12 protein-coding genes and 1 tRNA gene are annotated in these 17,690 nt (G+C 72.2%); 6 read left to right on the forward strand and 7 right to left on the reverse strand.

Going from position 1 to position 17,690, the window contains the following annotated elements; all coding sequences use genetic code 11:
- The first annotated feature begins 35 nt into the window (after positions 1-35).
- Positions 36-4,211, forward strand: coding sequence for an exo-alpha-sialidase (locus tag ACPYO6_RS11230; RefSeq protein WP_425714956.1), 4,176 nt, complete (start codon positions 36-38; stop codon positions 4,209-4,211).
- A gap of 278 nt (positions 4,212-4,489) precedes the next feature.
- Here ACPYO6_RS11230 and ACPYO6_RS11235 read toward each other — a convergent pair whose 3' ends face one another.
- From ACPYO6_RS11235 to ACPYO6_RS11255, 5 genes are all read right to left on the reverse strand, one after another.
- Positions 4,490-4,969: a DUF4282 domain-containing protein gene (locus ACPYO6_RS11235; RefSeq protein ID WP_425714957.1), complete on the reverse strand. Its 480-nt coding sequence runs from the start codon at positions 4,967-4,969 to the stop codon at positions 4,490-4,492.
- A gap of 114 nt (positions 4,970-5,083) precedes the next feature.
- A complete protein-coding gene (gene ettA / locus ACPYO6_RS11240; protein WP_425714958.1) occupies positions 5,084-6,766 on the reverse strand; it encodes an energy-dependent translational throttle protein EttA in 1,683 nt (560 codons plus the stop codon).
- Positions 6,767-6,957: 191 nt separating this feature from the next.
- On the reverse strand, positions 6,958-7,479 hold the full coding sequence (locus ACPYO6_RS11245; protein ID WP_425714959.1) for a single-stranded DNA-binding protein: 522 nt from the start codon (positions 7,477-7,479) through the stop codon (positions 6,958-6,960).
- 324 nt (positions 7,480-7,803) lie between these two features.
- The gene (locus ACPYO6_RS11250; RefSeq protein WP_425714960.1) at positions 7,804-9,264 is read right to left on the reverse strand and encodes a GTPase; all 1,461 of its coding nucleotides are present in this window, start codon (positions 9,262-9,264) and stop codon (positions 7,804-7,806) included.
- Positions 9,261-10,898: a hypothetical protein gene (locus ACPYO6_RS11255; RefSeq protein WP_425714961.1), complete on the reverse strand. Its 1,638-nt coding sequence runs from the start codon at positions 10,896-10,898 to the stop codon at positions 9,261-9,263. The genes ACPYO6_RS11250 and ACPYO6_RS11255 overlap by 4 nt, the downstream gene beginning before the upstream one ends.
- 184 nt (positions 10,899-11,082) lie before the next feature.
- On the opposite strand from ACPYO6_RS11255, the gene ACPYO6_RS11260 reads away from it, so the two are divergent.
- The 4 genes from ACPYO6_RS11260 to ACPYO6_RS11275 all read left to right on the forward strand — a co-directional run bounded on the left by ACPYO6_RS11260 (position 11,083) and on the right by ACPYO6_RS11275 (position 15,463).
- Complete coding sequence (locus ACPYO6_RS11260) at positions 11,083-12,063, forward strand: ABC transporter ATP-binding protein (protein WP_425714963.1); 981 nt, start codon at positions 11,083-11,085, stop codon at positions 12,061-12,063.
- Positions 12,064-12,082: 19 nt separating this feature from the next.
- Entirely contained in the window at positions 12,083-13,231 is a 1,149-nt protein-coding gene (locus tag ACPYO6_RS11265; protein WP_425714964.1) for an ABC transporter permease, read from the forward strand.
- The gene (locus ACPYO6_RS11270; protein WP_425714965.1) at positions 13,228-14,391 is read left to right on the forward strand and encodes an ABC transporter permease; all 1,164 of its coding nucleotides are present in this window, start codon (positions 13,228-13,230) and stop codon (positions 14,389-14,391) included. The genes ACPYO6_RS11265 and ACPYO6_RS11270 overlap by 4 nt, the downstream gene beginning before the upstream one ends.
- Before the next feature lie 214 nt (positions 14,392-14,605).
- On the forward strand, positions 14,606-15,463 hold the full coding sequence (locus ACPYO6_RS11275; protein WP_425714966.1) for an HAD family hydrolase: 858 nt from the start codon (positions 14,606-14,608) through the stop codon (positions 15,461-15,463).
- 224 nt (positions 15,464-15,687) lie between these two features.
- On the opposite strand, the gene ACPYO6_RS11280 is transcribed toward ACPYO6_RS11275, so the two are convergent.
- Both ACPYO6_RS11280 and ACPYO6_RS11285 read right to left on the reverse strand, forming a co-directional pair.
- Positions 15,688-16,107, reverse strand: coding sequence for an NUDIX hydrolase (locus ACPYO6_RS11280; RefSeq protein WP_425714967.1), 420 nt, complete (start codon positions 16,105-16,107; stop codon positions 15,688-15,690).
- Positions 16,108-16,184: 77 nt separating this feature from the next.
- Entirely contained in the window at positions 16,185-17,369 is a 1,185-nt protein-coding gene (locus ACPYO6_RS11285; RefSeq protein ID WP_425714968.1) for an FUSC family protein, read from the reverse strand.
- Between the two features lie 221 nt (positions 17,370-17,590).
- Between ACPYO6_RS11285 and ACPYO6_RS11290 the strand changes: the two genes are divergently transcribed.
- A tRNA-Arg gene (locus ACPYO6_RS11290) sits at positions 17,591-17,666 on the forward strand.
- Positions 17,667-17,690: the final 24 nt, after the last annotated feature.

Raw genomic sequence — 17,690 nt, forward strand, 5'->3', positions numbered from 1 at the left:
GTGCCGGCCGCACCACCGAGGAGGAAGTGGAAGAGATGAAACTCCGCAGATCGCGTCCACGACGCGCCGCGCTCGCGGCCGCCGTGGCCGCCTGTGCCCTGACGCTGGTGTCGGGCGCCGTCGTACCGAGCTCACCGGCCGTAGCGGCGCCGGCCGACGGCACCGTGCGCACCTTCGACGACGAACCGCTCGGCGAGCCACCCGCGGACTGCCGCATCATCGGCGACGTCACCGTCGCCGAGGCGGCCTTCGGCGGCGCCGCCGAGACCAACCGGGCGATGCGCGTGGTCGACCAGGACAACTCTGTCTACACGCGCGCCTGGTGCAACTACCCCCAGACCGAGGAACGCTCGGTCTCCTACCGGTTCTCCCCCGCCCAGATCAACGCCGGCCCCTACGTGGCCATCCAGGGCGCACCGGGCACCAGCGCCAACGGCGTCTGGCGGTTCACGTTCAACCGCGACGGCGACGACATCCGCGTCGCCGCCTACGACGGGTCGAGCTTCGCCGACGTCGCCACGATCCCGGGAGGTGCCACCCTCAACGAGTGGGTCGACGTCACCATCAACGCGACCACCGAGCGCGCCGAGCTCGTCCTCAACGGCGTCCGCTTCGAGACCGACCGACGCAACGCCGAGTCGCCCACGATGGGCGAGATCTTCTTCGGGTCCGCCGGACAGAGTCCCGTCGGCGTCGACTACTACATCGACGACCTCGCCGTCTCCGGCGAGCTGCCCGAGGACGCCTTCGCCGGCCTCACCATCGAGTCCACCTTCGACGACAGCGGCCTCGCCGTCGGCACGGAGGTCACCGACGAGCCCATCGCCCGGTTCGTGCTCCCCGAGGGCGCGGACGTCGCGGACTACACGGCGGTCGCCGAGTGGCAGGGCGAGACCATCCCGGCCGTGCTCAGCGGGCCCGACGAGGACGGGTGGGTGACGGTGTCGATCTCGCACACCTTCGCCCAGGCCGGCGTCAACACGCTGCGCACGGTCGTCACCGACACCGCCGGCAACGAGTCCGACAGCACCCAGGAGGTCACGGTCGCCGGCGAGTTCGACACGCTCACCTTCGAAAACGACGACGTCGGGTCCGTGCCGGCCGAGTGCTCCACGCTCGACGGCTACGACCCGGCGCTCGTCAGCGACGAGGCCGCGTCCGAGGGCGAGCGCTCGCTCCGTGTGCAGGACACGAGCTCCGACGCGGCCGTCGGCGTGACCTGCCCGGTGGCTCCCCAACAGGGCGCCTACCTCGCCTTCGACGTCAACCCCACGGCACTCGAGGGATTCACGTTCGACATCGTCGGCGACTCCCTGCTCCCGACCGGCCACCCGGCCAACTCGCTGTTCCGCCTGCGGGTGATCGACGACGGCAGCATCCAGTGGTACGAGCAGTGGACGAGGACCTGGCGCGAGCTGGCCCCGGCCGGCAGCGTCCCGCTCGGCGAGTGGTCGCAGATCGAGGTGGCGGTGCCGAGCGACAACGCCGCCGCGCGGGTGAGTGTCGGCGGCGAGTACGTCGGCTCCGCGGGGTCGACGATCGGCAACAACTCGGGCGCGACCAACGCGGTCACGGCCATCACCGGGCTCGCATTCACCACGGGTGCGACCGGCGTCGGGGCTGCGGTCGACGATCTCTTCATCGACGACGTCACGTTCGGCACGGCCGAGGAGACCCCGGCCGAGGCGGTCGGCACCGCGCCGTTCACCATCGGCGACACCGTGACGATCGACGACGACGGCGAGGATCTCGGCTTCCCCCTCGGCGGGATCCTCGTCCCGACCGACGACGGCGGACGTCGCATCATCTTCCCGTACTCGGCCAGCCCGGACCGCATCGACGCCTCCGGCTTCCTCTTCGGGATGTCGGACGACGACGGCGCGAGCTGGACCCCCGCCGTGGACCTCAACCCCATGCCGGACGCCTCGGGCATCACCGTGTCGAGGCTCCGCAACGGCGACATCATCGCGGTCGACTTCAACACGTTCATGGTGGACGGGAGCGGCAACCAGCAGGCCACCGTGGAGACCGCGGTCTCCTCCGACGGCGGCACGACCTGGGAGTACCGCGACGGTGTGCTCGACACGCCCGAGCCGATGCGGCCGATCGGCGCCACCTCACCGCGGCCGGGGACGACGCTGGGCGGCTTCGTGCTGCTCCACACCCTGCTCGAGGACCCCGACGGGACGCTGTACATCTCGGCCTACGGGTACTACGAGGGCGACGAGAACTACCGCCAGCTCCTGCTCGTCTCCGAGGACGGCGGCATCAACTGGGACGTCGCGGGCACGGCCGCCGAGCCGGACCCGGAGCTCGCCGACGTCACCGCCTACGACGGACCGAGCGAGGGCGCGGTCGAGCGGCTCGCCGACGGTTCGCTGTACATGGTCATGCGCACCGGCTGGCACCTGCCGATGCTCCACTCGCGCTCGACGGACGACGGCGCGACCTGGAGCGAGCCGGAGCCGATCGACGTCGGCCCGGCCGGGCAGGACCTGGAGAGCGTCCAGCCCACGATGGAGATGCTCCCCTCGGGCGAGCTGCTCCTCATGGTGGGGCGGCCCGGGCTCGTGCTCACGATGTCCGAGAGCGGGCGCGGGGACGACTGGAGCGTCCCGGTCGGCGTCGACTACAACAACTCCGAGAACGGCGCCTTCACGGTGCTCGACTCGATGAACGTCGTCGTCGCCGGTGACCGCGGGCGTGTGGCGCCGTGGGAGGTGTGGTCGCGGAACGTCTCGATCGCACCGCCGTGCGAGCAGACGATCACCGGCGCCCACGACGGATCGGTCACCGCCGGCGCGGGCGGGCTCTGCCTCGACGACGCGAGCGTCACCGGCGACGTCACCGTCGCGGACGGTGGCAGGCTCATCGTCCAGGACTCCGAGGTCACCGGTTCTGTCACCACCAACGGCGCCTCCGTCGTCGCGATCTGCGGGTCCGGCGTCACCGGACCGGTGAGCATCGCTGGTACGACCGGCCAGGTCTCGGTGGGCGACACGACCGCCGGGTGTGAGCAGTCGACGATCGGGGGCACGCTCAGCGTCACCGGCACGGCGGGCCCTGTCGTCATCGACCGCTCGGAGGTCGCCGACGACGTGACGATCGCGGACAACAGCGGCCGCATGGCGACCATCCTCTCCGGTCTTACCGTCGACGGCTCGCTGGCCTGCACGGGCAACGCGGTCGTCCCGACGGACTCGGGCGTGCCCTTCACGGTCGCGGGCGCGGCCAGCGGGCAGTGCGGGACCGACGAGCCCGAGCCGGTGGTGGTGACTCCTGAGGACGTGGTGTTCACGGACGAGGACGGGACCGACGCGGACACCTTCACGGTTCCCGAGGTCGAGGGCGTGGAGTACCTGGTCGGCGACGAGGTCGTCGAGGCGGGCACGCACCCCGGTGAGGGGACCGTGACCGTCACGGCGCGCGCCGCCGACGGGTACGAGCTGGCCGAGGATGCCACCACCGAGTGGAGCCACACCTTCGACGACAGCACGACGCCGGACCCCGACCCCGAGCCGGTCCCCCCGACCCCGGGTCGTGGGTTCTACCTCAACGACGGCTGGGACATCTGGGCCGACCACGAGTTCTCCTTCGGCCGCCCCGGCGACCAGGTGCTCGTGGGCGACTGGGACGGCAACGGGTCCGACACGCTCGCCGTGCGCCGCGGGAACGCCTATTTCCTGTCCAACTCCCTCTACGGGGGCAACGCGGACATCGAGCTGACCTTCGGCCGCTCCGGGGACACCGTGCTCGTGGGTGACTGGGACGGTGACGGCGTGGACTCCTTCGCCGTTCGTCGCGGTAACTCGTACTTCCTGACCAACTCGCTTGCGGGTGGGGACGCGGAGACCGAGCTGGACTACGGCCGCGCCAATGACCAGGTCCTGGTCGGTGACTACGACGGCGACGGGACGGACACGTTCGCGGTGCGTCGTGGGGCCCGGTACTTCGTGTCCAACAGCCTGGCCAGTGGCTGGGCGGATGCGGAGTTCACCTACGGGCGCGGCAACGACCAGGTGCTCGTGGGTGACTGGGACGGGGACGGGAGCGACACGTTCGCCTCGCGTCGCGGGAACCTGTACCTGATGTCGAACACCCTCACGGGTGGTTGGGCGGACCAGGAGGTTCGTTACGGCCGGTCGGGTGACGAGGTCTTCGTCGGTGACTGGAACGGCGACGGCTCCGACACGTTGGGTGTCCGCCGCTGACTGCCGGTTGCTCGTCCGTGAGTGACGAGTGAGCGGCTGTCGGTTCGACCAGTGAGCGGGCCCCGCACCCATCAGGGTGCGGGGCCCGCTTCGTCGTCCCCGGGGCGACGCGCTCACTCGTTGGGAGGACTTCCCCTCACTCGCCGGGCGGGCGGGCGAGCGAACGGACCACTGTCCAGCACGAACGAGCGCCGCCCGGTCTGTGACCGGGCGGCGCTCACTCGTCGTCGGAGCTGGTGCTCGCGTATGCGGCGGACGACTCGCGCCGCACGCTCGTCCTACCTGCGCTGACGCGAGACCGCCACGACGATCTCGATGAAGCCGCGCAGCACGGCGACCTTGAGGAGCACGACGGCGAGGCTGAGCACCCACTGCACCCACAGGCCGGCCGGGGCATCGCCGTAAGCGCTCGTCAGGGTGAAGATCTCGCCGATCCACTCGACGGCGAGGATCGCCACGCCGATGTAGAAGATCGTCGAGGCGAATCGCGCGACGGCCGACTCGGTGAAGCTGCCGGAGAAGAGGGCGGAGAAGACGTTCCCCTGGCCCTGGGCCTGCGGCGCGTACTGCTGACCCGGCGCACCGTAGCCGGCGGGGGCCTGTCCCGGCTGCCCCTGGGCGTAGCCGCCCGTCTGGCCGTAGCCGGCCCCGGGGGCGGGCTGGCCGTAGCCCTGCGGCTGCTGTCCGTACCCGTGGTCGGGGCCGGGCTGCCCGCCGGGGCCGGGCGCCGATGCTGCCGAGGGGTTGTACTCAGTCACTGTCTCTCCTGGAGTCGTTGAGGATGGGCCGCGAGGGACCATATCGGACCCGCGACAGCACAAACGAACCGGCCGCGCCTGACGCGCGCGGCCGGTTCGTCGGTGGGACCGAGGTCAGTCGCGCGTGAGCTTGCGGTAGGTGACGGAGTGGGGGCGCACGGCCTCCGGGCCGAGGCGCTGGACCTTGTTGGCCTCGTAGGACTCGAAGTTGCCCTCGAACCAGTACCAGCTGGCCGGGTTCTCCTCGGTGCCCTCCCACGCGAGGATGTGCGTGGCGACGCGGTCGAGGAACCACCGGTCGTGCGTGACGACGACCGCGCAGCCGGGGAACTCGAGCAGGGCGTTCTCCAGGGAGCCGAGGGTCTCGACGTCGAGGTCGTTGGTGGGCTCGTCGAGGAGCAGGAGGTTGCCGCCCTGCTTGAGCGTGAGCGCGAGGTTGAGGCGGTTGCGCTCACCGCCGGACAGCACGCCGGCCCGCTTCTGCTGGTCCGGCCCCTTGAAGCCGAACGCCGAGACGTACGCGCGCGAGGGCATCTCGACGTTGCCGACTTGGATGTAGTCCATCCCGTCCGAGACGACCTCCCAGAGGCTCTTGTCCGGGTCGATGCCGCCGCGCGACTGGTCGACGTAGCTGATCTTCACCGTCTCGCCGATCGTCAGGTCGCCGGAGTCCAGCGGCTCCAGGCCGACGATCGTCTTGAACAGCGTCGTCTTGCCGACACCGTTGGGGCCGATGACGCCGACGATGCCGTTGCGCGGGAGGCTGAAGGAGAGTCCGTCGATGAGCACGCGGTCGTCGAAGCCCTTGTGCAGGTCGCGCGCCTCGATGACCACGCTGCCGAGCCGCGGACCGGGCGGGATCTGGATCTCCTCGAAGTCGAGCTTCCTCGTGCGCTCGGCCTCGGCGGCCATCTCCTCGTAGCGGGCGAGTCGCGCCTTCGACTTGGCCTGCCGGCCCTTGGCGTTGGAGCGCACCCACTCGAGCTCGTCGGCCAGGCGCTTGGCCATCTTGGCGTCCTTCTTGCCCTGGACCTCGAGGCGCTGCTGCTTCTTCTCCAGGTACGTGGAGTAGTTGCCCTCGTACGGGTAGAGGCGGCCGCGGTCGACCTCGGCGATCCACTCGGCCACGTGGTCGAGGAAGTACCGGTCGTGCGTGACGGCGATGACGGCGCCGGGGTACTTCGACAGGTGCTGCTCGAGCCAGAGGACGGACTCGGCGTCGAGGTGGTTGGTGGGCTCGTCGAGGAGCAGGAGGTCGGGCTGCTCGAGCAGGAGCTTGCACAGCGCGACGCGGCGGCGCTCACCACCCGAGAGGTTGGTGACCGGCGAGTCCGGCGGCGGGCAGCGCAGCGCGTCCATGGCCTGCGCGAGCTGGGCGTCGATGTCCCACGCGTTGGCGGCGTCGATCTCGGTCTGGAGCTTGCCCATCTCCTCCATGAGCGCGTCGAAGTCGGCGTCCGGCTCGGCCATCTCGTTGCCGATCTCGTTGAACCGCTCGACCTTGCCCAGGATCTCGCCCACACCCTCCTGGACGTTGCCGAGGACGGTCTTCTCCTCGTTGAGCGGCGGCTCCTGCAGGAGGATGCCCACGGTGTGACCGGGGGTGAGGACGGCGTCGCCGTTCGACGGCTGGTCGAGGCCGGCCATGATCTTGAGGATCGTGGACTTCCCCGCGCCGTTCGGACCGACCATGCCGATCTTGGCGCCCGGGTAGAACGACATCGTCACGTCGTCGAGGATGACCTTGTCCCCGTGGGCCTTGCGGGCCCGGACCATGGAGTAGATGTACTCGGCCACGTAGCTCCCTCTCGATCGGGTGGTGGGGTGTGCCCGGCCCGTGCGGCCGCGGCGCTGTCCCCCAGCGTAGGCGAGGCGGGGGAACCGGGCCCAACCCGTCCTCGCATCCGACCCGGGAGGCGCCGACCTGTCGACGACGATCACCCCGGGCGTCCGACCACTCTCCCCGCGCGGCCGGACGCCCCGGGCGGTCAGAAGGCCGACTCGAGCTCGCGGTCGACCTCGAGGGGCTCGGACTCGATCCCGTGACCGGTCTCGACGCCGTCGGCCTCGTCGACCTCCGGCGCACCGGAGAGATCGCCGTCCGACGACGCCGGACCCTGCTGCTCGCCCTGGCCCGCCGTTCCGTTGTCGACCTTCGTGTAGGTGGTCAGCCCGCGGGACATCTCGAGAGCGACGGACTCGCCATTGATGACGAGGTTGGTGCGCTCCCCGCCGTCCTTGCCGGTCCACGTCTCGGTGGCGAGGTTCCCGCGTACGAGCACGGGCGTCCCCTTCTTGACTGACGCCCCGATGTGGGGCGCCATCCGGCCGAAGTTCTTGACGTTGAACCACTGGGTGGGTCCGTCCACCCAGGTGTTGCTCACGGTGTCGAACTTGCGCGGGGTCGAACCGAGGCGGAACGACACCCAGGGCGTCCCGGACTCGGTGGTACGGAGGATGGCGTCGGCGGCGGCGTTGCCGCGCACCGTCACCTGGATCTCGTTGGACATGACGTGCTCCTTCGCTGCCGGCGCCGTGCCGACTCGCGCCCACCGTGGCGTGAGGGACCCACTCGATGTGCGGACCGTCGTCGGGGGCTGTGGACGAGGGTGCAGTCCGCGGACCTGTGGGGACGTCGTGGCGGGCGGGACGGCCCTGAGCCGCGCTCTCGACGAGGAGCGAGACCCCGAGCCGCGCTCTCGGCAGAAGGTCGAGGCGCTACCCCGCACTCTCGACCAGAAGGCGGGGCTCCCAACCGCAATCTCGGCGGGCACCAACCGCAATCTCGACGACGACGAACCGCAATCTCGACGACAGGTGAGTGATGGGGACTGTCAGGCGAGGGCCGTGCGGAGGGACTCGTGATCGGCGAGGACCGGCTCGGCGGGCTCGCGCAGGGCGGAGCGCCCCACGTCGCGCAGCCGGGAGTCGAGCTCGCGGGAGTAGCCGGTCGCGCGCTCGTCGGCCGCCGTGGCCCTCACCCTCGGCGCCGCGAGGAGCAGACCCGCCCCGACGCCGGCGAGCACCACGGCCCCGAGCACCCATGCGACCAGCGGCAGGGACGCAATCAGCCCGACGACCACCACGACGACCGCCAGCGCGAGCGCCACCGCGCCCCCGATCTGCAGCCCGCGGGCGCGGGGCACGTCGGTGGCGGGCAGCGGGACCTCCGCGACGGCGGCGTCCACCGCGCGGGCCAGGTCCGGCGCGTCGGTGACGGCGTCGTCGAGCGACCTCGACCACCGCTCGGGCACGCCCGCGGTGACCTCGGCGAGCCAGTCGCCGCGCACGTCGGCCACGGCGAGCGGTCGGACCGGCTCGGGCCTCGCGGCCGCGCCGCCCGAACGGACGGCGGTGCGCACCGAGTCGGCGGCGGCCTCGGTCCCGACGGCGCGGGAGAGGTGGGCGCCCACGGCGTCGTCGGCGGGCGGGGTGATCTGCCGGTCGGCGACCTGGTCGGCGAGGCGCTCGGCGAGGCGGTCGATCCCGGCGTCGAGCGTGGCCGACGAAGTCGTGGGACGCACGAGCGCGCGGGCGAGGAACTCCCGCACGTCGGCGACCCCCTCCCCCGTCAGCGCGGAGGCGGTGAGGATCTCGACCCCGTCGAGGCCGTCGCGGCGCAGCACCTCCCGCACGTCCTCGACGACGACGTCGACGTCCTGCTCGCGCAGGTTGTCGATCTGGTTGACCACCACGAGCATGTGCTCCTCGCGGCCGCGCAGGTGCGTGAGGTAGTTGTCGTGGAGGACGTGGTCGGCGTACTTCTGCGGGTCGACGATCCAGACGAGGACGTCGACGAGCGGCAGCATCCGCTCGACGATCCGCTGGTTGGACTCCGAGCGGGAGTCGTGGTCCGGCAGGTCGAGGAGGACGAGGCCGTGCAGGAGCTCCTCGTCCGAGGCGTCGAGCAGCGACTCGCGCGTCACCCGGCGACCGGGCTCGACGAGGAGGAAGTCGAGCAGACGTGTCGCGTCCGGACCCCACACACAGGCCGTGGGCTCCTCGGTGGTCGGGCGCAGCGGCCCCACCTCGGCCACCTCGAGCGTGGCGATCTGGTTGAACATCGACGACTTGCCCGAGCCGGTCCCGCCGACGAGCGCGACGACCGCGTGGTCCACGCCGAGCTCGAGCCGGTCGAGCAGCTCCGCGCACCGCTCGCGCGCGGTGGCCGCGGCCTCGGCGTCCACCCGGTCGCCGGCACGGTCGAGCGCCTCGGTGAGGGCGCCGATGCGGGCACGCAGCCGCTCGGCGACGGGACGGTCGGAGGCGGCCGCGATCGGTGCGGTCTGGGTCACGTGAACTCCTTGAGCTCGCCCGCGCGGAGGCGGACGGCGGTGCCGGGGTCGACGGCGAGGTCCGCAAGGACGTCGGCGTAGGGGCGGGCGACGTCGCGGACGGCGCCCTGGGCCAGGTCGGTCAGGCTCTCGCGGGCGCCGGTCACGAGCCGCTCCCCGTCGGCCGGGAACAGCCCACGCAGCGCGGTGGCGGGGCCGGCGAGGCCCACGGCAGCGGCGCGCACGAGGCCGGCGACCCCGTCGGCCCCGAGCACGTCGCCCGCCGTCGTCCCGGACGCGACCGGGTCGACGGCCGCTGAGACCGAGGCCTGCCACGCCTCGACAGCGCGCTCGGCGAGCGCCTCGGGGCCGCGCGCGCGGCGGACCCGCTCGCCGGCGAGGATCTCGGCGGCACCCCCGGCCTCCCAGCGCGAGGTCATCGCCGAGTCAGCGGCGCGCACGTGCCGCAGGATCGTGTCGTGGACGGGGCCGTCGACCTGGGCGCCCACGCTGACGGCGGCGGCCCGGCGTTCCTCGTTGACCCGCGCGCGACCGGAGCGCAGCCGCTCGGGACGGGTGGCGACCCGGGCGAGCGGACCGCCGGTCGAGGCGAGCGCGAGCCAGCGCGTGGTGGGCGATCCGTGCCCGAGCGACGGGTCGGTCACGGCCTCGCGGACGTCCGCCAGCGGTCCGGCGATCGCGTCGTCGACCAGCCCGGTCAGCTCCTCGGCGCGCCGCACCTGCGCGTCGGCGGCGTCGGCGATCGCGAGCAGGTCGGCGCGAAGGGCCGCCCACGTGGTCCGGGTCGTGTGCCGGCGCAGCATCGACCCCGCCCGGGAGCGCGCGACGAGGCCGAGCCACTGCCGCAGCTCGGAGACCCTCTCGGGCGGGAGCGGACCGTGGTTCGGTCCGACGTCGGGCACCACGAAGATCGGGGCGTCCGAGGCGCCGAGGGCCTGGAGCCTCCTGGTGAGGTCCTGCTCGACCTCGCGCCGGACCCGGTCGTTGGCCCGGTTGAGGACGACCGCGACCGTCACCCCGCGCGCCTGCGCGGCGGCGAGCGCCGACCACGGCAGCTCGTCGCCGTACCGCACGGGGGTGGTGACGAATACCCACAGGTCGGCGGCCTCGACGAGCCGCGCGGACAGCTGCCGGTTGCGCGCCTCGACCGAGTCGAGGTCCGGGGCGTCGAGCACGGCCACGCCCCGCGGGACCTGATCGGTCGGCGCGAGGCGGGCCAGCTCGAGAAGCGGGTTGTCCACGAGCGCGTCGGCGTCGTCGGGGTGCGCCGCGAGGATCGCGGTGCGCGTGGTGGGCCGGAGCACGCCGGCGAGGGAGATCTCGTCGCCCACGAGTGAGTTGAGCAGGGTCGACTTGCCGGCCCCCGAGGAGCCGCCCAGCACGACCACCGCCGGCGCCGAGTCCTCGCGCAGGCGCGGCAGGAGGCGGACCTCGAGCTCCGTGAGCACGCGTCGTCGCCGCCCGCGCGCCTCCTCGGCGCCCGGGATGTCGAGCGGGAGCCGCAGCTCGCGCAGGTCGCTCAGCGTGTCGGCGATGACGGCCACCCGGGGTAGACGGTCGGGGGTGTCGCCCGCCTGCGCGGACCGGCGGGCGACGTCGGGCGTCGCAGCGCGTCGGTTCTCGGGGGTGGGCACATGGGTCATTGTGGCCGCCCGCGCGGTGTCGGTGCATGTCCGCACCGCCCGGCGCGCCGCGACGTTCGTGACACGTGGCCCGTCGGTTCGTGACACGTGGCCCGTCGATGCATGACAAATGTCGGAGACCGGCGGACGTCGCGCTCCTACTGTCGTCAGCGTCCCACCAGCCAGGAGAGGCGCCATGACGCAGCAGGCCGAGCACGTCCCACCCACCCCCGTCCCCGACAGCGCCGTACTCGTGGTCGACGAGGTCGTCCGCAGGTTCGGCGACCTCACCGCCGTCGGCGGCGTGAGCTTCCACATCGACAAGGGCGAGACCTTCGGTCTCCTCGGGCCGAACGGCGCCGGGAAGACGACGACGATCTCGATGGTCGCCGGGCTCATCCCCGCCGACTCCGGGACCGTGACGATCGCCGGCGAACGGGTCGGCCCGCACGCCGTCGAGCCGAAGCGTCACATCGGGCTCGTCCCCCAGGACCTCGCGATCTACCCCGAGCTCACAGCGCGCGAGAACCTCGTGTACTTCGGCCGCCTCCAGGGCATCGCCGGCTCCGAGCTCAAGGGCCGGGTCGACGAGGTGCTCGAGCTCATCGGCCTGACCGACCGCGCGAAGGACCAGACGAAGAACTACTCCGGCGGCATGCAGCGCCGCCTCAACATCGGCATCGGCCTGCTCCACCGCCCCGAGCTGCTCATCCTCGACGAGCCGACGGTCGGCGTGGACCCGCAGTCGCGCAACTCGATCCTCGAGTCGGTCGAGAAGCTCTCGGTCGAGGGCATGGCCGTGCTGTACACGACCCACTACATGGAGGAGGCCGAGCGGCTCTGCGACCGGATCGCGATCGTCGACGCCGGGCGGATCCAGGCGGAGGGCACGCGCGAGGAGCTCACGCGGATCGTGGGCGGGGTCGACCAGATCGTCCTGTCCGGCACCGGGGACACCGAGGCGGCGGCCGCCGCCCTGCGGGAGCTCGCCGCGGTCGAGAAGGTCGACGTCGAACGGCGCACCCTGCGCCTGACCGTCCGTGACGCGCCCGCCGTGGTCGCGGACGTCGTCACGCGGGCCACCGGCGCCGGGCTCACGCTCTCCGACGTCGAGATCTCGCGCCCCGACCTCGAGTCCGTCTTCCTCCACCTGACCGGGAAGGCGCTGAGGGACTGACATGCGGACCATCTGGACCATGACGCAGTCGGACCTGCGTCAACGCATACGAGACAAGTCGGTCATCATCTTCGCGATCGTCGTGCCGCTCGCCCTAATGACGGTCCTCAACCTCGTGGTCGGCGGGACGCAGGACGACGAGCTCGACCCCGTCACGGTGGCCGCCTCGGTCCCCGACGGCGACGACTCCGCCGCCACCCTGATCGACGTCCTCGGCGGCATCGAGGGCTTCGACGTCACGGTCGAGGAGACCTCCGCCGAGGACGCCCGCACGATGACCGAGGAGGGCGACGCCGCGCTCGGCGTCGTCGTGCCCGAGGGTTTCGGCGAGGGCCTGCGCGGAGGTGAGGCGCTCGACGTCTCCGTCATCGAGGGTGACGCCGCCGGGATCGAGGGCGACGTCGTGCTGTCGATCCTCCAGGGCACGCTCACCCGGATGCACGCCGCCTCGACGGCGGCCGGCGCCGGGTCCGCGCTCGGCATGGCGCCCGAGCAGATCGGGGCGCTCGCCGAACAGGTCGGCGCGGGCGACACCGCGCTCGCCCTCACGGCCGGCACGACGGCGGACGAGCAGCTCGACGCCTCCGCCACCCTCGTCGCGGGCCAGGCCGGGCTGTTCCTCCTGTTCACGGTCGGGTTCGGCGTGCTCGCGCTCGTCACCGAGCGGGAGCAGGGCACGCTCGCCCGGCTCCGGTCGATGCCGATGCCGACCTGGCACATCGGCGCCGCCAAGGCGCTGACGAGCTTCCTCCTCGGCGCGGTCGCCACGACCGTGCTCCTGGTCGCGGGCAGCCTGATGTTCGGGGTCGACTTCGGCAACCCGTTCGCGGTCGCCGTGCTCGTCCTGTGCGTGACCGCCGCCGGCACCGCCGTCATGCTCGTCATCGCCCGGGTCACGCGCTCGAGCGAGCAGGCGAACATCGCCCAGTCGATCGTCGCGCTCGTGCTCGGCATGGCGGGCGGCGCGTTCTTCCCGATGAGCGCCTCCGGGCTGCTCGGGCAGATCCTCGACCTCAACCCGATCGGCGCCTTCACGCGCGGACTCGGGATCACCTCCGGCGGCGGGGGGCTCGGCGAGATCGCCGTCCCGGTCGCCGTCCTGCTCGGATTCACACTCGTCATGGGCGCGGTGTCCCGCCTCGTCCCGGACAGGGGGACGTCGCTGTGAGAGCCATCCTGACGGTCGCCGGCACCGAGCTGCGCCGGTTCCTGCGCGACCGCTCCAACATCTTCTTCGTCTTCTTCTTCCCGCTCCTGCTCGTCCTCGTGCTCGGCTCCCAGTTCGGAGCAGCCGGCTCCCAGGGCAGCGTCACCGTGGCGGGACCCGACGGCGAGCTGCGCACCGAGCTCGTCACCGCCCTCGAGGAGCACGACCTCACGGTCTCCTCCGACGACGCCGATGCGACGCGGACGGCCGTCGCCCGCGGCCGGACCGACGTGGGGCTGTTCGTCCCCGAGGGCGCCGAGACCTCCTGGGCCGACGGCGAGCCCGTGACCGTCGAGGTCGTCTCCGGCTCGGGCGGGAACGCGTTCGCGATCGAGCAGCGCGTGTCGACCGCCGTCGAGTCCCTCTCCCTCGAGCGCGCGCAGGTCGACGCGCTCGTGTCGGCCGGCGCCGAGCAGGCCGACGCCGAGCAGGCGCTCGGCGAGACCCGCGAGGAGGTCGCGGCGCCGGAGCTCGTCGTCACCGACGTGAACGAGATCGCCCAGGAGTTCTCGGGTCTCGGCCAGTTCGACCTCGGCGGCGTCTCCCAGCTGCTCCTGTTCGTCTTCCTCATCTCGCTCGCCGCCTCCGGGACGCTCATCCAGGCCCGCCGCAACGGGGTCATCGGGCGGTCGCTGGCCGCGCCGGTACGCACGAGCCAGATGATGGGCGGGCTCACCCTCGGGCGGTGGGTGATCGCGATGTTCCAAGGCCTCTACATCATGGCCGCCACCGCGATCCTCTTCGGCGTGGACTGGGGCAACCTCGCCCTGTCCGCCCTCGTGCTCGCCGTGTTCGCCGCGGTGGCCGCGGGCGTGGCGATGCTGCTCGGCTCGGTGCTCGACAACGAGGGCGCCGCGTCCGGGGTGGGCGTGGGGCTCGGCCTCGTGCTCGCCGGCATCGGCGGCGGCATGGCCCCGCTCGAGGTGTTCCCCGAGACGATGCGGCAGGTCGCCCACGTCACCCCGCACGCCTGGGCCTACGACGCGTTCGCCGAGATCCAGCGGCACGACGGCGGGCTCGTCGACATCCTGCCGATGCTCGGGGTGCTCGCCGGGATGGCGGCCCTCGCCGTGCTGCTCGGCTCGTGGGCCATGCGCCGGAGCCTCGCGCGGTCGTTGTGACGCGGTCGTCGTGACGCGGGCGCTGTGAGGTGGGCGCTGTGAGGTGGGCGCTGTGAGGTGGGCGCTGTGAGGTGGGCGCTGTGAGGTGGGCGATCCGCTGATCGAACCGTTCGGGTGGCGTGCGGCACTTCCGGAGGTCCGGAAGCGTCGGACGCCACCCGATCGGCGTCCGAGGGCGGACGACGTCGGCCCGAAAGGCTGGGAGACTGGGGGCGTGCTCGAACAGTCCTCCCTCGCCCCGGCCCTCGACCTCCCGACCGCCGAGGAGGCGCGGGACCTGCGCCTCGTGGCGCTCGACATGGACGGCACGCTGGTCCGCTCCGACAAGACGGTGAACGACGAGTTCTGGCCGGTCGCCGAGGAGCTGATCGGGCGCGGCATCGTGCTCGTCGCCGCGAGCGGGCGGCAGCGCGGCGCGATCATGGAGACCATGGCGCCCGTCGGCGACCGGATCACCGTGCTCTCGGAGAACGGTGCCGTCGCCTGGCAGGGCGAGGAGGTGCTGCGCGCCGAGACCGTCGACCGCGAGACGACCGTGCGCGTCGCCACCGCCGTCCGCGCGCTGGCCGCCCAGGGGCGGGACACGGGGCTCGTGGCCGGCGCGCCGTCTCGGGCGTACGTCGAGCGCAGCGACGCGACGTTCCTCGCGCACGTGCGCCACTTCTACCCGGTCGTCGAGGTCGTCGACGACCTCACCGACCTTCCCGAGGACGTCGTCAAGCTTGCCACCTGGGACGCGGAGCCGATCGTCGAGGCGGTCGTCCCGGCGCTTCAGGCGCTCGAGCTCGACGCCGCGATCGTGCGCTCCCACGAGTACTGGGCCGACGTCATGCGCGCCGGCGCCTCGAAGGGGGCCGCGCTCACGCGCCTGCGCGAGTCGCTCGGGATCCCCCGCGAGGCGAGTGCCGCGTTCGGCGACCACTTCAACGACCTCGCGATGCTGCAGTCGGTCGGGATGCCGTTCGCCGTGGCCAACGCCGAGCCCGAGATCCGCTCCGCCGCCCGGTTCGTCGCCCCGTCCAACGACGAGGACGGCGTCATGCACGTCCTGCGCGCCCTCCTCGCCGCCTGAACTACTTTCGTCGAGATTGCGGTTGGTGCCCGTCGAGATTGCGGTTCGTGCACACCCCGTAGGTCGAGACTGCGGTTGAGGACCGAACGCTACGTCGGCACAGCGGATCGTCGTCGTCGACCCTCCGCCGGGGCGACGTCGAGAGTGCGGTTCAGGGCCAGGTCACTCGCCTCCCCCGCTCCGGATGGTGCCGCGATCACCATCCGAGCCACCGACGAGCAGGGTCACCGAAGGCCCGCGAGCTCGAGCACCTCGTCGACGAGCTCGACCAGCTCGATGTCATCCAGTACGCCGAGCGGGATCCACTCCGCGCGGTCGGTCGTGCCGTCAGTCTCGGGGCGGAGGTCCCCGCCGACGACCCGGGCCTCGTAGACGATCCGGATCCCCTGGAACGGCCGGTCGGCGGGCGGCACCCGGTCGGGCTGCGGGATGACGATGCTGCTCACCCCGATCAGGCCGGTGATCTCGACGTCGTACCCGGTCTCCTCGCGTGTCTCGCGCACCGCGGCGTCCTCAGGGTGCTCGCCGGGGTCGATGCCACCACCGGGCATCGTCCAGGCGTCGTCCGGATGGTCCCGGAGATGCGAGAGCAGGAGCCGGTCGTCCTGCACGACCACGACGTAGGCGGAGACACGGAGATCCACGCCGCGATCCAAGCAGCCGGCGCCGCGCACGAGCGAGGCAATTCGGAGCTCCCGCATCATCGCCCGTCGGCCGCAAGTCAGGCCTCAGGGTTCGGGGCACCCGCCTCACGTGCACGGCGGGCCGAGGCGACGTCGTCGACCACCTCGGCGATGTGGCGCACGCTGGTGATGAGCGAGCCGTACACGGGCCACGACCGTGCGGGGAGCTGCCGGTCGCGGCTGAGCTCCTCGGCCAGCGCCTCGAGTCTGTCGGCGACGGGCTCGACCTCGGCGTCGGGATCGGCGACGGAGCGACCGCAGTCCCCCACGATCCGCACCCAGGTCACGCGGAAGTGCTCGTCCCACTCGCCCTCGGCATACGTCGCGTTGTACAGCGTGCGCGCGAGGTGCCGCAGGTGCGAGACCCCCTCGTCCAGCCTCGGCAGGATGTCCTCGTACCCGAGCCGGACGCCCCGCCGTCCGGCGGCGTGGCGCTCGGGGAGGAACAGTCGGTAGTTCCCCCTCCTGCTCTCCCGGGCGAAGCCGACCGATTGCCACGCCACCTCGACGGACCTGCTCATCGACTCCGTCGCCTCGAACCAGTCGGTCGCCCGCTGCGTGCCCCAGTCCTCGGCGAACTCCTCGGCCATCTCGACGAGCACCTCACCCATCCGGCGGTTGACGGCATCCACGTGTCGAGCGGCCTGCGCGTCCCGCAGCGGGGGCACCACGAGCAGGTTGACACCGACCCCGACCCCGACGCCGACACCCACCTCGAGGATGCGGTCGAGCAGGAGCGGCGCCTGCTCGTCGAACCCGGTGCCGAGGACGAAGATCGCCGTCGTCGCGACGGCCGTCCCCTCGTCCCGGATCCACGGGGTCCGCGCGACGGCGAGGCCGACCAGGATCGCGAGCGCGAACGTCCACCCGTTGACGCCCAGATAGCTGCCGATGAGGAACGACATCCCGACACCGAGCGCCGACGAGAGGGTGAGCTGCACGCCGCTCGACATCGACCGGTACACGGTGGCGTGGACGGTGAGCAGAGCGGTCCATGGCGCCAGGAACGGCAGCTCGGAGTCGAGCACCGCGACCGACAGCCACCACGCGCCGGTCGCGGCGACGACACCCTTGAGGATCTGGAGCAGCTCGGTCGTGAGCTCGGGCCGCGCGAGAAGCTCTCGCAGCCGGCTGCCCGAGCCCTCCCCCGGACGTCCGCGGGTGCGTCCGCCCCGGCCCGGCCCGCCCGATCCAGCGGGCACCTGATCCTTCGGCGGCGACATGAGATCCTCTCGGGTGCACGACAGTCCCGGCGGAGTCCGTACCGAGCTCGAGGTCCGCAGCTCGGATCGGACATCCGGCGCCACGGTCGCACACCCCTGGTGCGCGCGCCCGTCGAGGACACCGTGCTCGGCACAGGATCCCTCCGCGCCCGAGGATCGGCCGATCCGCCGGCAGCGAGACACCTAGACTGTCCCGGTGGCGGCCGGCCGTGGCCACCCACGCCTCCATAGCTCAATGGATAGAGCACCGGCCTTCTAATCCGTAGGTTCCCGGTTCGAGTCCGGGTGGGGGCACCATGCCCGCGCGACGCCGCGCACAGG

This window comes from Georgenia sp. Z1344 (assembly GCF_049856295.1).
In the GTDB taxonomy this organism is placed as follows: Bacteria; Actinomycetota; Actinomycetes; order Actinomycetales; family Actinomycetaceae; genus JB111.

What these genes read in the sequence shown, in the direction of transcription:
- ACPYO6_RS11230 (WP_425714956.1), top strand. Translation starts at nt 36, where the DNA reads ATGAAACTCCGCAGATCGCGTCCACGACGCGCCGCGCTCGCGGCCGCC.
- ACPYO6_RS11245 (WP_425714959.1), bottom strand. Translation starts at nt 7,479, where the DNA reads ATGTCCAACGAGATCCAGGTGACGGTGCGCGGCAACGCCGCCGCCGAC.
- ACPYO6_RS11260 (WP_425714963.1), top strand. Translation starts at nt 11,083, where the DNA reads ATGACGCAGCAGGCCGAGCACGTCCCACCCACCCCCGTCCCCGACAGC.
- ACPYO6_RS11265 (WP_425714964.1), top strand. Translation starts at nt 12,083, where the DNA reads ATGACGCAGTCGGACCTGCGTCAACGCATACGAGACAAGTCGGTCATC.
- ACPYO6_RS11285 (WP_425714968.1), bottom strand. Translation starts at nt 17,369, where the DNA reads ATGTCGCCGCCGAAGGATCAGGTGCCCGCTGGATCGGGCGGGCCGGGC.